Origin of the sequence: Mesorhizobium sp. M6A.T.Cr.TU.017.01.1.1, from assembly GCF_004023115.1 — a bacterium.
GTDB classification, from domain to species: Bacteria; Pseudomonadota; Alphaproteobacteria; order Rhizobiales; family Rhizobiaceae; genus Mesorhizobium; species Mesorhizobium mediterraneum.
The window spans coordinates 1-13,800 of the sequence record NZ_RZTA01000146.1; the positions used below are offsets into that span (position 1 = coordinate 1).

Consider the following 13,800-nt stretch of genomic DNA (forward strand, 5'->3'; position numbering starts at 1 on the left):
CCGCCACGACGGACAATTGCCGCTCGTTGCGCATTTCGGTACCGCGTGGATACCAGGGTTCGCGCCCGCCGGAGCGCCGCGTCGCGCCGGCGTGGAAATCGCCGTCGATGCCGTCGAAGCCAAGCCGCAATTCATTCACCGCGCGGGTCTCGAAATGATCCGATGGCGCGACGTAAAGCGCTGCCACCTGCGCGGCAAGCTTCCGCGCCGGGATGATTTCGATCGGATTTTCGGCCTCGGGGAAGAGATCCAGCATAGGCTTCGCTCCTTGCGTGATGCCGCGCAATTAGCCGCAGTCAGCTCATCAGGTCCAGTCTAAAGCGCTGATGCTCCGATCAAGGAGACTGATGCGATTGTACCGGCTCGTTCCAATGCTGACGCGTACGCGCCAAAATAGATCAGAGCATGCGCAATAGCGCCCCGCCAATCGAATAGCCGGCACCGAAGGCGCAGAGCAGGCCGTAGTCTCCGGCCTTCATGTCGGCGTGGTTCTCCGACAGGGCGACGATCGCGCCGGCGCCGGCGGTGTTGCCGAGGCGCTCCAGCACCATCGGCGCGCGGTCATGATCGACCTCGTGGCCGAACGACAGTTTCAGGATCATGGCGTTCATCCGCGCATTGGCCTGATGCAGCCAGAAGCGCCGGATTGCTTGCGGCGTCAGCCCGTGCTCGGCCAGGAACTCGACGATGAACTTGTGCCCGGCGACGGTGACTTCCTTGAACACCTTGTTGCCGACCTGCTTGATCAAATTGCCTTCCAGATTGATCATGTATGGATCGTCCTGGGCGGTGCGCGTGTGGTAGCCGAGATTGGTGCGGATGTTGTTGGACATCTGCGTCCAGGTGCGCGTGTCGAGCACTTCAAAACGTCCGGGCCGCTTCTCGCCCTGGGCAAGCCCCTCGACGATCATCGAAACCGAGGCATCGCCGAAGATGAAATGCGTCTGCCGGTCGCGGAAATTGAGATGGCCGGTGATGATCTCGGGCGTCGTCACCAGCACGCGCCTGTGTGCGCCGGCCCGCACCAGATTGACCGCAATGTGCAATGCCGCCGCCGCCGACGAGCAGCCAAGCCCCATGTCGAAGCCGGCGCCCTTCGTGCCCATCGCCTGCTGCATCTCGATGGCGATCGCCGGATAGGGCCGCTGGTGATGCGAGGCCGAGCAGATCACCAGGTCGATATCCCCAGGCTGCAGGCCGGCATGGTCGAGCGCTTTCCTGGCCGATGCGATGCCGAACTCCGCCTCCAGCGACAGCGCATCGTCCGGCCGCGCCGGAATGCGCGGCGCCATGCGGGTCGGGTCGAGAATGCCTTCCCGCTCGATCACATGACGGGTCTGTACGCCCGAAGCATGGACGATGAAGGCGCTGTCCGACTTCTGCAGCAGCGTCTCGCCCGTGGCCCGGCGGCGGACATTCTCCATGTCGACCCAGGCATTGAAGCTGCCGACCAGTTCTTCATTGGTGATCGAAGGCTCGGGGATTTCAACGCCGATGCCGCTGATGATGACGCGATGCATTTCCAGTTCGTCCCCATGCGCAGGCGTTGCGGCTTGATGTGGGCGCCGCGAGAGCTCGGCGCAACATCTTTCGCATCAAGCAAGTTTATGCGGGCTTAAATCAAGTGCCTGAGCTAGCGGCGCGCCGCGCGACGATGAAGAGGCGGGGAAAGCGCAGCAGCACCTTGCCGTTCGCCGTCTTCGGATAGGCTTGCGCGATCGCTGCCGTGTAGCGGTTGAGGAAAAGCCGCCGCTCGTCCTCGTCGAGCGGATCGAGGAACGGCTTCAGCCCAGTCGACTTCAGCCATTCGACGATGGCTTCGGCATCGGCCAGCGGGGGATTGTAGGCCGTGTGCCAGATGTCGAGCCGGTCGGAGAACGGCGACAAAAGATCGTAGTAGAACGACACCGGCGGCAGCGGCCCGCGCGCCGCGTTCCTGAGCTTGTCGGCAAACGGCATTTCGGCCGCTGTCTCCCGCATCAGCCGATGCGAGGGCTCGCCCATATTGTCGGGCATCTGCACGGCAAGCGCGCCACCCGGCGCCAAAAACCCCATCAGCCGCTGGAAGATCGCCGGATGCTCCGGCAGCCACTGGAACACCGCATTGGCGAAGATCACGTCGACCGGTTCCGGCGGCTGCCACGCCGTCGCATCCGCCAGGGCAAAAGTGACGCCGGGCAGACGTGCCCTCGCCTTCTCGATCATATCAGGCGAGGTGTCGAAACCGCTGACCTGCGCGCGCGGCCAGCATTCGACGAGCAATTCGGTCGAATTGCCCGGCCCGCAGCCAATGTCGACAACCCGGCGCGGTGTCTCGACGGGCACCTGCGCAACGAGATCGCGCGACGGCCGCGTGCGCTCGTCCTCGAATTTGAGATATTGGGCGGCGGACCAGTCGGCCGATTTAGTCTTGCCAACCACAATAACACACGTCCTTTTCAGTCTATCTGAGTCAGATTCCGGACAGCCACTTTGCCAAGGCAATAACAGCAGAAGCAGCCGCTTTGCCCATCGCCGCATCTGTGAACTTTTTGGCGATATATTTCATTGGGGCATATAGGCCTTCCAGAATGGCCTTCCTACTTGGCATTCCGGCCTTCAGCGACTGAAGACTCCCTTTCATTGAATTAACAATGGAGTTCCGCTCGCTAGGTTCACTATCTGCGTAACCGTTGCTTGCCTCGATGACCGCGATGGCTTGCTCAGACAAGGAGATTGCATCCGCTAAATCGGGGTCGTCGAGTTCAACTGGGAGCGGCTCCCACGCATGCTCTTCACCTGACGTCTCTTGATCGTCAGAAACCTGCTCGACGTACTCTCTCTCCAAATCGTTAGAAGCTTTGCTGTTAATTTTATCCAGCGCTGCGGCAAGCCAACTGCGGCCGTTGTCATTTAATAAATAGAGCCTCTGGAATGGAAGATTACCCTCCATCGAGTCGAACAAAGCCTGGGGATCTTTGATATATATAATGGTTTCCCCAATATCGTCGCTCCACACTTCCAGGAAGCCTTGCTTTGCAAGCATATCCAACGATTTCATAAGTAAGTCATAGTTTAACAGGAGAGTCTCTTTACCGAGCAAGCCCCCGCTTGAATAGGAATTGACTACTGTCGAGAGCGGTAAAGTGCACGCACCATCCTCCCGCGTCCCACTATCTTGAGATTGTTCTATTCCGTCAACAATGGCCGCTACATAGTAGTCAATAGGTTCGCTCACCGACCCATTACCTCGTCAGCCGCTTGTACGTCATGCGGTGCGGATTGACGGCATCGGGGCCGAGCCGGCGGATCTTGTCCTGTTCGTAATCCTCGAAATTGCCCTCGAACCATTCGACATGGCTATCGCCCTCAAAGGCGAGGATATGCGTCGCCAGACGGTCGAGGAACATGCGATCGTGCGAGATGATGACGGCGCAGCCGGCGAAGTTTTCCAGCGCGTCTTCGAGTGCTGCCAGCGTTTCCGTGTCGAGATCGTTGGTCGGTTCGTCGAGCAGCAGCACATTGCCGCCGGTCTTCAGCATCTTGGCCAGATGCACGCGGTTGCGCTGGCCGCCGGACAGATTGCCGACCTTCTGCTGCTGATCGCCGCCACGGAAATTGAACGACGCGCAATAGGCGCGGGTGTTGGCCTCGAACTTGCCGAGCTTGACCACCTCGGCGCCGCCCGAGATTTCTTCCCACACGGTCTTGGTTGGGTCGAGTGCATCGCGGCTCTGGTCGACGTAGCCGAGCTTGACCGTCTCGCCGACGCGGATCGTGCCGGCATCCGGCTTTTCCTGGCCGGTGATCATGCGGAACAAAGTCGTCTTGCCGGCGCCGTTCGGGCCGATGACGCCGACGATGCCGCCCGGCGGCAGCTTGAATTCGAGATCGTCGATCAGCAGCGTGTCGCCAAAGCCCTTCGACAGGTCGTCGACCTCGATCACCACATTGCCGAGCCGCTCGCCATGCGGAATGACGATCTGCGTGTCGCTCGGACGCCGCTTGTCGGCTGCATCCAGCAGATCCTGGAACGCCTGGATGCGCGCTTTCGATTTGGTCTGCCGGGCCTTCGGGCTGGACTGGATCCACTCGCGCTCGCGGCCGATCGCCCGCTGGCGTGCATCGTCCTCGCGGCCCTCCTGCTTGAGCCGCTTGGCCTTGGCTTCGAGATATTTGGTGTAGTTGCCCTCATAGGGAATGCCGCGGCCGCGGTCGAGCTCGAGGATCCAGCCGGTGACATTGTCGAGGAAGTAGCGATCGTGGGTGATGATCATCACCGCGCCCGGATAGGCGCGCAGATGCTTTTCCAGCCACGCCGTGGTCTCGGCGTCGAGATGGTTGGTCGGCTCGTCGAGCAGCAGAAGGTCGGGCTGGCGCAGCAGGAGCTGGCAAAGCGCGACGCGGCGGCGCTCGCCGCCCGACAGCGTGGTGACGTCGGCTTCCTTGGGGGGACAGCCCAGCGCTTCCATCGCCATCTCGACCTGTTGTTCGAGATCCCACAGGTTGAGCCGGTCCATCTCGTCCTGGAGCTTGGCCGACTCGTCGGCCGTCTCGTCGGAATAGGTCATCATCAATTCGTTGTAGCGCTCGATGATGGCGGTCTTGGCGGCGACGCCTTCCATGACGTTCTCGAACACGGTCTTGCTCGCATCGAGTGCCGGCTCCTGCGCCAGGTAGCCGACGGTCGCGCCTTCGGCCAGCCACGCCTCACCGCTCCACTCCTTGTCGATGCCGGCCATGATCTTGAGGATCGTCGACTTGCCGGCGCCGTTCGGGCCGAGGATGCCGATCTTGGCATCCGGGTAGAAGGAGAGGTGGATATTCTCGAGCACCTTCTTGGTGCCATAGGCCTTGTTGAGGCCGGCCATGTGATAGATGAACTGGCGTGCCACGCGCGCTTTCCCTGAAAAGTCGACTGGAATGTCGGATTGAATGGAAGTTGCGCGCTATGTAGGCGATGCCGCGCCGAACGGCAAACTGTTTTGGCATTTGTGGCTTATCTTCGGGCCGAAGACGCTGATCGAACCGTCTCCGCTTTCGGTTCGCTGCATAGCCCGGCGCAAGCTCCGGTTAACCATTCCGCGTCAAAAAGGTGTCGGATGGGGAATCGCCGGCAAGCCGCGATTTCTGCGGTGAAAGATCGGATCGACGGCGTTGTTGAACAGTTGCCTGCTCCTTGCCGAAGCGGTTCTCTATTTCGGTGTCATGGTCACGCTTTTCCGGTTCAGGCACCGCATCGGCCTCGGCGTGTTTGTCTGCGCACTCGGGGTCATGCATTTCCTCGAAACCTACCTCGCCAGCGTCTTTTACGTCGCGCTACCGTTCGGCATGGTTTCGCCCGGTTCCGCTGTGCTATTTTCCGGCAAGCTTGTGATGCTCCTGCTGCTTTACATCAAGGAGGACGCGGCAACCGTCCGGCAGCCGATCTACGGCCTGTTGCTCGGCAACGCCCTGATGATCGGGCTTGTGCTCGTCCTGCGCCTGCATGAGATCGCACCGCTTCCCAGTGGCAAGCTTCCCGACATCGGCTTCATCGACCAGATGGGCTGGCTGATGGTGTGGGGCACGACGCTGCTCTTCGTTGACGCCATCCTGATCATCCTGCTCTACGAAAAGCTTGGGCGTTATCTTCGCAAGGCGCTTTTTACCCGCATCCTGGTCTCCGTCGCCTGCGTGCTGACATTCGACCAGGCTGGGTTTTTCACCGCGCTGCACTTCGTCACCGGCGCGCCGATCGCGGTTTTCTTCGGCGGCTGGTTCGCCAAGATGGGCGCGGCGCTTGCCTACAGCATCATGCTTGTCGCTTACATCAGATGGTTCGAGGCGCGGCAGATCCCGGCCCCGCGCGGGCTGTCCGACATATTCGACACGCTGACCTACCGCGAGCGCTATGAGGCGCTGATCGAGCATGTCGGCCGCGACGGCCTCACCGGCCTGCTGCACAGAGGACGCTTCGACAGCGACGGCGAAGCGGCCGTTGCCGCCAGCCTGCGAACGGCCAAGCCGCTCAGCCTGCTGATCATCGACGTCGACCACTTCAAATCGATCAACGACCGCTTCGGCCACGCCGAGGGCGACAAGGTGCTGAAATCCGTCGCCGCCCTGCTCGGCGAGATTGTCGGTCCCGAGGATCAGGTGTTCAGGATCGGCGGAGAGGAATTCGCCATCCTCTGCTCACGTCCGCATTCGGTCGCCAGGCTGCTTGGCGAAAGCATCAGGCACGCGGTCAAGACATCCGCAAACACCAGCCGGTTCGACATCACCGTCAGCGCCGGCATCTCCACCGTTAGCGAGACAACCCGCTGCCTTGCCGATCTTTTTGCGCTGGCCGACCAGCGCCTCTACAAGGCCAAATCGACCGGGCGCGACCGCGTCGTCGGCGAACCGGGCGGCCACGAGGCCGACAGCCTCACCGCGTGGACCAGGTCAGGGCGCAGCGCCGAAGCATAATTTCCGGCCTGCCTGCTGGCTTGCCTGTTATTGGAATCCTGTGGGATCGACAACGCCTTTCGGGCAGCCGGCTTTGCTTGTCGGCGCGGCAGCCTGCATCAGGTTGCCGAGCCGACTGCTCGGACCGATTGGGCCGGTGAGGCCAAGCGTCAGCTCACCGATCAGTCGCCTACCACTCGTCGAATCGACCAGGCAGGATAGCCGGACCCGCTCACCTGCCCCGGCGCCAAACGCGCTATCGAAGGCACTGCGGATCTGATCCGACGTCAGTTGCTTGCCGATGTTCTTTGCAAACAGATCACGCACCGTTGAAGCATTTACCGCGCGCGTCAGGTTCAGCGCATCGGAAAAATACTCTTGCTGGCTCTTGCCGTAGCAGGTGCCATGCTTGATCCATTCATGTCTTTCCAAGTCGGATGCGGTGCCCGGCATCACCCGATCGAGCTCCGAACGCGTGTTCGGGTCGAGCTCGACCGGCGGCAGGTCCTGCCAGTGCGCCGGATTGTCGTTCGCCTTGTCGGCCGCTGCCACCTGGCAATAGAAATTTCCGTTCGGCTGCGGCCACAGCCCGTGCAAAGTGAAATGCGTGGCGTCGAAACCGGCCGCAGTCTGCGCCTTGCATTCAGTCTTGCCGGGCCTGGTTTCGCAAAAGGCCGGCTGCCAGCTCAGCGCGAGGACATATTCGGGCTTTCCCGAAACCGGCGCAGCAGATTTGTCCCCTTCGGTCGGCACCGGCGCGGCCGTGGATGCGCTGCCACCCGAAACATGGCCGCAATCGATCTTCACCCATCGGCGCTCCGGATCGGCCCCCGGCACGCGGATCAGATAGTGCGTGGGGGCATCCTTGTTGCCGGCCAGAAGCTCGTAGCTCTGTCCCGCATCGGTCGAGATGTCGCCGGGGTTCTTGCCGCTCTTGATGGCCTGCGTCGCTGGACAGCTGGCGTCGGCCACGAAAGAGCCGCTCATCTTGACCTCGGCCCGCGCAGCACCCGCCAGCAACGCGGCGACAAGCGCCAATCCGAAAACCAGACCTGTCCGCATGCGCATAAAAGTACCCCCGGCTGAAAGATGCTGCGGCAACAGACTGCCGCCCTCTCTCGGTATCAAATTCTCCATGTCAGAATTGCGATACCCGGCGTTGCGACGCAAGAACAGCGCTGCGGAAAACACGGATTGACGCAAAGCCGGCGTCAGCGCACACAAATGTCCGCAGGCGCGAAAACGCGTTGGAGACGAAGCGACAATGTCATTCAGCCAACAGCGCGTGCTCCGATCGCCGACCGGCGCCGAGCTCAACCTTTATGTGAAACGCGCCGAGGGCCGCCCGCGCGCCGCTATTCAGATCAATCACGGACTGGCCGAACACGCCGCGCGCTATGTCCGCTTCGCTACCTTTCTGGGTGAGCGCGGCTTCCATGTCTACGCCCATGACCATCGCGGCCATGGCGCAACCAAGGCGCCAGACGCGCCGCTCGGCCAGTTCGCTCAATCAGATGGCGGCGCCAAGGTCATCGCCGATGTTGCCGCCGTGCACGATCTGATCGCCGACGACCACCCCGGCCTGCCCGTCATCGTCTTCGGCCATTCCATGGGCGGCCTCGTCGCCCTTAATTTCATGCTCCATCATTCGAACCGGCTGCACGCCGCCGCCATCTGGAACGCCAATTTTTCCACCGGTCTCGCCGGTCGTGCCGCGCAAATCATCCTTGCCTGGGAAAAATTCCGGCTCGGCTCCGACATGCCGTCGCGCATGCTGCCGAGACTGACCTTCCAGGCCTGGGGCAAGGCCGTCCCCAATCACCGCACGCCGTTCGACTGGCTGTCGCGCGACGCAGCCGAGGTCGACAAATACATCGCCGATCCGCTGTGCGGCTGGGATGCCTCGGTGTCGATGTGGCGCGATGTGTTCGGCTTTGTCTTCCACGGCGCCGCCGACGCCAATTTTTCCGGCGTCCGCAAGACCCTGCCGATCTGTCTGGTCGGCGGCCAAAAGGACCCCGCCACCGACGGCGGCAAGGCAGTCAGCGACCTCGCTGGACGCCTGCACAGGATGGGCTTTTCGAATCTCGTTTCAAAGGTTTACGCCGAGACCCGCCACGAAAGCCTGAACGAAGTGAATCGAGATATCATCATGGATGATTTCGCCGCATGGAGCGACCGCGTGCTGAAACAAGCGTGATCGAGATAGGCATGGCCGACATTGGCACAATCGGATTGGCCCATTGCAAGAGCCGTGACAGCAGCACGCGGGATTGATAGTGCATGTTGCCCAAAAGTGCGCAGCGGTTTTGGGACAACGACATGCACAAAAAAGAAATCCAAGGCTGCGCTTCCGACCAATCACGGTGATCCATGACTGAGCCTCCGCTGAAAGGCATCCGCGTAATCGAACTCGCCCGCATCCTGGCCGGGCCATGGGCCGGGCAGCTGCTTGCCGATCTCGGCGCCGATGTCATCAAGGTCGAGAGCCCGGAAGGTGGCGACGACACCCGCAAATGGGGTCCGCCCTTCGTCATGAGCCATGACGGCGAGAACCTTTCGGCCGCCTACTACCATTCCTGCAATCGCGGCAAGCGCTCCATATCAGTCGATTTCTCGACGCCCGAAGGCGCCGAGACGATCCGCCGGCTGGTCGCGACCTCAGACGTGCTGATCGAGAACTTCAAGCTCGGCGGCCTGAAGAAATATGGGCTCGACTATAACAGCTTGCGCAAGAGCAACCCGCGGCTGATCTATTGCTCGATCACCGGCTTCGGCCAGGACGGGCCCTATGCGCCACGCGCCGGCTATGACTTCATCATCCAGGGCATGGCCGGCATGATGTCGATCACCGGCGAGGCTGGCCGTGAGCCACAAAAGGCTGGCGTCGCCATCTCCGATATTTTCACCGGCCTCTATTCGGTGATCGCCATCCAGGCAGCACTTCGTCACGCCGAGATGACCGGCGAAGGCCAGCATATCGACATGGCGCTCTACGACACCCAGATCTCGGCGCTCGGCAACCAGAACCTCAATTATCTCGTCTCCGGCAAATCGCCTGTGCAGATGGGCAATGCGCATATGAACATCGCGCCGTACGAAGTGGTGCCGGTGAAGGACGGCCACATCATCCTGGCCATCGGCAATGACGGCCAGTTTGCCAAATTCTGCGCGGCCGTCGGATTGGTCGACCTGCCATCGAACCCCGACTTCGCCACCAATCCCGCTCGGGTCGCCAACCGGGCGAAACTGCGCGAGCATATAATCGAGGCGCTAAAAACCTTCGATCGCGATCCGCTGCTGGCCAAGCTGGAGGCGGCAAGCGTGCCTGCCAGCCCGATCAACACGATCGGCGAGATGTTCGCCGACCCGCAGACCATCGCGCGCGGCATGCGGCTCGACCTCGACGACGGCCACGGCAATCTCTTGCCTTCGGTGCGCGCGCCGATGGTCATGTCGGGCACGCCGCTGGTCTACGAGCGGCCCTCGCCGCGTCTGGGCGAGCACACCGCAGAAATCCTTGCCGAACTGGAGAGATCAGGAAAATGAAGACCGGCGGACAACTGATCGTCGATGCGCTCGAAGCCAACGGCACCGACCGCATCTATTGCGTGCCCGGAGAATCCTATCTTGCGGTGCTCGACGCGCTGCACGATTCGCCGATCCGCACCATCGTCTGCCGCCAGGAAGGCGGAGCTGCGATGATGGCCGACTGCCATGGCCGCCTGACCGGCAAGCCCGGCATCTGCTTCGTCACCCGCGGCCCCGGCGCCACCAACGCCTCGGCCGGCATCCACATCGCCATGCAGGATTCGGTTCCTGTCATCCTGTTTATCGGCCAGGTCGCCAGCCACGCCAAGGAGCGCGAAGCCTTCCAAGAGGTCGACTACGTCAGGTTCTTCGGTGACATCGCCAAATGGGTGGTCGAGATCGACGATGCCGCGCGTATTCCCGAATTCGTCACGCGGGCCTTCGCGGTGGCGACGTCCGGCCGCCCCGGCCCGGTCGTCATCTCGCTGCCGGAAGACATGCTGACCAGCCTTGCCGACGCGCCAGAAGCCCTGCCCCACACGCCGGTCGAAACGCGGCCGGGCGAGGCCGAGCTCGATGCTCTCGAAAAGCTCCTCAACAGGGCGAAGCGCCCCTTCGTTATCCTCGGCGGCACGCGCTGGGATGCGGAGGCCGTCGCGCGGATGCGGACGGTCGCCGAAACCTGGTCGCTGCCGGTCGGCTGCTCCTTCCGCCGCCAGATGCTGTTCGATCATCTACACCCGAACTATGCCGGCGATGTCGGCATCGGCATCAACCCGAAGCTGGCGACCGCCATCAAGCAGGCCGACCTCGTGCTGCTCGTCGGCGGCCGCATGGGCGAGATGCCATCCTCCGACTACACGCTGCTCAAGAGCCCCTACCCCGACCAGACGCTGGTCCATGTCCACGCCGATGCCAGCGAGCTCGGCCGCGTCTACCGACCAACGCTGGCGATCAACGCCTCGCCTTCCGCTTTCGTCGAAGCCTTCGCCGGGCGCAAGCCGGCCGCCACGCCGGTCTGGGCGGATGAAACACCGAAGCTGCACGCCGCCTATCTCGACTGGTCGACACCGCCCGAAAGTGGTCCCGGCGCCGTCCAGATGGGACCGATCATGAACTATCTCGAAACGATGCTGCCCGACGATGCGATCCTCACCAACGGCGCCGGCAACTACGCAACCTGGGTGCACCGCTTCCACCGTTCCCGGCGCTTCGCCACGCAGGCAGCACCGACCTCCGGCTCGATGGGCTACGGCACGCCGGCGGCGGTCGCCGCCAAGGAATTGTTTCCCGAGCGCGACGTGATCGCCTTTGCCGGCGACGGCTGCTTCCTGATGAACGGGCAGGAGTTCGCCACCGCCGTGCAATACGATCTGCCGATCATCGTCGTCGTCGTCAACAACGGCATCTACGGCACCATCCGCATGCATCAGGAGCGCGAGTATCCGGGCCGTGTCGTCGCCACCGATCTCAGAAATCCCGACTTCGCGGCTTTGGCCCGCGCCTATGGCGGCCACGGAGAAACGGTCGAGAAGACGGCCGACTTCGCGCCGGCCTTCGAACGCGCCCGCGCCAGCGGCAAGCCGTCGATCGTCGAGATCAGGCTCGACCCCGAGGCCATCACGCCGACCCGGACGATGACCCAGATCCGCGACAGGTCCTGAGCGTCAGACGCATAGGCCGAGTTCCTTCGCGCCCACGAGGCGCTGTCCCGCAAACTTCGACGGGTTAATGCAGCGCTATAATCGCCCTCGGGCGACGTTGCGCTACATCGCCGCCGCCTTCTCGATCTGGCCGCGGATTTCGCCATCCTTGTGGGCCGCCGTATGGATGTTGATGTAATATTTGCCGGCCATCAGGTCGGCAGCCTGCGCGTCGGTCAGGATCGCGGCCCCCTTGAACGGGCTTTTCGGAGCGCCCTTGAACGGGACGGCGACGCCGGCATTTTCACCCTTTTCTGCCGGGCCGTGAATATGTCCGGCCGTCGCCGGTCCACTGAGCCCTGAATACGTCACGTTCCAGCTGAGCTGTTTGGTGGCGGTGTTGAAGCCGAGATCGGCCTCGCCTTTGCCCTCCGTGGTAACGGGCGGATTCTGCTGAGCGCCATCGAGCGTTGCCTTCATCTTCATCATGTCGGCCAAGGCCGCTGAAGCGCACAGGAGGGAAGCCGAAACGGCCAACGCCGAAAGCATCGGCGAGAAGGATTGCATGCGCATGGAAATCTCCGTTGTGGCGGTGACATCCGCTGAAGCTGGATGCACCGGAACAACGGTTGTGGCGAGCGGATGTTTCCACCGGTAACGGCTATTTTACGTCTCAAAAGGGGCGGTCGCCCGCCCCTTTTCGAATTGCAGGCCAGAAGCCCGATTAATCACCCTACCTAATCGCCCTATTTGATGGCCCCTATTTAATGGCCGCTATTTAATGGCCTTGTCGGTGATGGCGGTTGTGTAGGCGCCGGTCGGCTCCTTGGTGATGATCTTCTGGTCAAGCAGCGCTTTGGCGGTGCGTGCGTAGGTCGCCGGGTCGAGCTTGCCGTCGGCGTTGTCGATCAGCTTGGCGACTTCGCCCATCATGCGCTTCTGGTGGTTCTCGTCCTGGCCGCCATTGTCCATGACGATGCCGGCCGCCTCGTCGGAATTGTCGACGGCGTATTTCCAGCCTTTCATCGAGGCGCGCACGAAACGCACCATCTTGTCCTCGAAGGCCGGATCCTTGAGCTTGTCCTCGGACGCATAGAGCCCGTCCTCAAGCAGGTCGTTGCCCATAGCCGAGTAGTTGAACACGATCAGCTCTTCCGGCTTGTAGCCGGCGTCGATGAGCTGCCAGTATTCGTTGTAGGTCATGACCGAAATGCAATCCGCCTGCTTCTGGATCAGCGGTTGCACGTCGAAACTCTGCTTCAACACGGTGACGCCGTCCGGACCGCCGTCGGTCTTCAGGCCGAGCTTGTTCATCCAGGCGTAGAACGGATATTCGTTGCCGAAGAACCAGACGCCGAGCGTATGGCCCTTGAAGTCGGCTTCGGTCTTGATCGGGCCATCCTTCGGGCAGACCAGCTGCATGCCGGCCTTCTTGAACGGCTGGGCGATATTGACCAGCGGCACGCCCTTTTCGCGTGCGGCGAGCGCGCCGCCCATCCAGTCGACGATGACATCGGCGCCGCCGCCGGCGATCACCTGCTCGGGCGCGATATCGGGGCCGCCCGGCTTGATCTCGACGTCGAGGCCTTCGGCCTCATAGAACCCCTTGTCCTTGGCGACGTAGTAGCCGGCGAACTGGGCCTGCGTGACCCATTTCAGCTGCAGCGTCACCTTGTCTGCAGCCATCGCCTGGAACGCGGCAAGCGACATCGCGCCGGCCAGCATCGAAATAACAAGTCTTTTCATGTTTTTACCCTCTGAAGTTAAGTGTTCACCCTTTAGGATCAGGACCTTCAATGCGCTCCTGATTCCAAACCCGCCACCGCCCTATCCACCACGGACGGAGGGATGCCAAAACGTGACTGCTCTCTCGAAAAGAGCGACCACGCCATAAAAGACCGAACCCGCAAGTGCTGCAACTGCGATTTCGGCCCAGACCATGTCGATGTTCATCCGTCCGACCTCGGTCGAAATCCGGAATCCCATGCCGACCACCGGTGTGCCGAAGAACTCCGCGACGATGGCGCCGATCAACGCCAGCGTCGAATTGATCTTCAGTGCGTTGAAGATGAAGGGGGCTGCCGCCGGCAACCGCAGCTTGAACAGCGTCTGCCAATAGCTCGACGCATAGGTGCGCATCAGGTCGCGCTCCATATGGCCGGAGGCGGCAAGGCCGGCGACCGTATTCACCAGCATCGGGAAGAAGGTCATGATG

At 62.0% G+C, this 13,800-nt stretch carries 13 protein-coding genes and 1 pseudogene; 5 read left to right on the plus strand and 9 right to left on the minus strand.

The features are described from left to right. From EOB36_RS30050 to ettA, 5 genes and pseudogenes are all read right to left on the minus strand, one after another. Positions 1–256 (minus strand): annotated as a pseudogene (locus EOB36_RS30050) (molybdenum cofactor sulfurase); the annotation flags it as partial. A gap of 142 nt (positions 257–398) precedes the next feature. Continuing rightward, positions 399–1,520: a beta-ketoacyl-ACP synthase III gene (locus tag EOB36_RS30055; protein WP_128243184.1), complete on the minus strand. Its 1,122-nt coding sequence runs from the start codon at positions 1,518–1,520 to the stop codon at positions 399–401. 100 nt (positions 1,521–1,620) lie between these two features. After that, positions 1,621–2,421: a trans-aconitate 2-methyltransferase gene (gene tam, locus EOB36_RS30060; protein ID WP_245467936.1), complete on the minus strand. Its 801-nt coding sequence runs from the start codon at positions 2,419–2,421 to the stop codon at positions 1,621–1,623. Between the two features lie 31 nt (positions 2,422–2,452). Next, a complete protein-coding gene (locus tag EOB36_RS30065; protein ID WP_128286304.1) occupies positions 2,453–3,217 on the minus strand; it encodes a hypothetical protein in 765 nt (254 codons plus the stop codon). A 7-nt stretch (positions 3,218–3,224) separates the two neighbouring features. Then, positions 3,225–4,874 carry an energy-dependent translational throttle protein EttA gene (ettA, locus tag EOB36_RS30070; RefSeq protein ID WP_128286305.1) on the minus strand — a complete coding sequence of 550 codons (1,650 nt, stop codon included), beginning with the start codon at positions 4,872–4,874 and terminating at the stop codon, positions 3,225–3,227. Between the two features lie 40 nt (positions 4,875–4,914). Here ettA and EOB36_RS30075 point away from each other — a divergent pair, with 40 nt between their 5' ends. Together EOB36_RS30075 and EOB36_RS30080 are read left to right on the plus strand one after the other, a co-directional pair. Then, entirely contained in the window at positions 4,915–5,118 is a 204-nt protein-coding gene (locus EOB36_RS30075; RefSeq protein ID WP_128243187.1) for a hypothetical protein, read from the plus strand. Between the two features lie 18 nt (positions 5,119–5,136). After that, positions 5,137–6,432, plus strand: a complete 1,296-nt coding sequence (locus EOB36_RS30080) for a GGDEF domain-containing protein (RefSeq protein WP_128286306.1) — start codon at positions 5,137–5,139, stop codon at positions 6,430–6,432. A gap of 27 nt (positions 6,433–6,459) precedes the next feature. Here EOB36_RS30080 and EOB36_RS30085 read toward each other — a convergent pair whose 3' ends face one another. Beyond that, a complete protein-coding gene (locus EOB36_RS30085) occupies positions 6,460–7,473 on the minus strand; it encodes a ribonuclease (protein WP_128286312.1) in 1,014 nt (337 codons plus the stop codon). 202 nt (positions 7,474–7,675) lie between these two features. Here EOB36_RS30085 and EOB36_RS30090 point away from each other — a divergent pair, with 202 nt between their 5' ends. The 3 genes from EOB36_RS30090 (at position 7,676) to EOB36_RS30100 (ending at position 11,606) form a co-directional block, all read left to right on the plus strand. Next, entirely contained in the window at positions 7,676–8,611 is a 936-nt protein-coding gene (locus EOB36_RS30090) for an alpha/beta hydrolase (RefSeq protein ID WP_128286307.1), read from the plus strand. A 173-nt stretch (positions 8,612–8,784) separates the two neighbouring features. Continuing rightward, entirely contained in the window at positions 8,785–9,960 is a 1,176-nt protein-coding gene (locus EOB36_RS30095; RefSeq protein ID WP_128286308.1) for a CaiB/BaiF CoA-transferase family protein, read from the plus strand. Beyond that, the gene (locus EOB36_RS30100; protein WP_128286309.1) at positions 9,957–11,606 is read left to right on the plus strand and encodes a thiamine pyrophosphate-binding protein; all 1,650 of its coding nucleotides are present in this window, start codon (positions 9,957–9,959) and stop codon (positions 11,604–11,606) included. Before EOB36_RS30095 ends, EOB36_RS30100 begins: the two co-directional genes overlap by 4 nt. Before the next feature lie 102 nt (positions 11,607–11,708). Here the strand turns inward: EOB36_RS30100 and EOB36_RS30105 are convergent, their stop codons facing one another. From EOB36_RS30105 to EOB36_RS30115, 3 genes are all read right to left on the minus strand, one after another. Continuing rightward, the gene (locus EOB36_RS30105) at positions 11,709–12,158 is read right to left on the minus strand and encodes a CHRD domain-containing protein (protein ID WP_128286310.1); all 450 of its coding nucleotides are present in this window, start codon (positions 12,156–12,158) and stop codon (positions 11,709–11,711) included. Between the two features lie 201 nt (positions 12,159–12,359). After that, on the minus strand, positions 12,360–13,331 hold the full coding sequence (locus EOB36_RS30110; protein ID WP_095482887.1) for an ABC transporter substrate-binding protein: 972 nt from the start codon (positions 13,329–13,331) through the stop codon (positions 12,360–12,362). A gap of 81 nt (positions 13,332–13,412) precedes the next feature. Then, positions 13,413–13,800 (minus strand): ABC transporter permease subunit (locus EOB36_RS30115; protein WP_128286311.1); only part of this gene is annotated, 388 nt, incomplete at its 5' end.

Bases quoted from the DNA above. Each gene is read 5' to 3' on its own strand.
- EOB36_RS30095 (WP_128286308.1), top strand. From the start codon at position 8,785: ATGACTGAGCCTCCGCTGAAAGGCATCCGCGTAATCGAACTCGCCCGC.
- EOB36_RS30085 (WP_128286312.1), bottom strand. From the start codon at position 7,473: ATGCGGACAGGTCTGGTTTTCGGATTGGCGCTTGTCGCCGCGTTGCTG.
- EOB36_RS30100 (WP_128286309.1), top strand. From the start codon at position 9,957: ATGAAGACCGGCGGACAACTGATCGTCGATGCGCTCGAAGCCAACGGC.
- EOB36_RS30110 (WP_095482887.1), bottom strand. From the start codon at position 13,331: ATGAAAAGACTTGTTATTTCGATGCTGGCCGGCGCGATGTCGCTTGCC.
- EOB36_RS30105 (WP_128286310.1), bottom strand. From the start codon at position 12,158: ATGCGCATGCAATCCTTCTCGCCGATGCTTTCGGCGTTGGCCGTTTCG.
- EOB36_RS30055 (WP_128243184.1), bottom strand. From the start codon at position 1,520: ATGCATCGCGTCATCATCAGCGGCATCGGCGTTGAAATCCCCGAGCCT.
- EOB36_RS30075 (WP_128243187.1), top strand. From the start codon at position 4,915: ATGGAAGTTGCGCGCTATGTAGGCGATGCCGCGCCGAACGGCAAACTG.
- EOB36_RS30090 (WP_128286307.1), top strand. From the start codon at position 7,676: ATGTCATTCAGCCAACAGCGCGTGCTCCGATCGCCGACCGGCGCCGAG.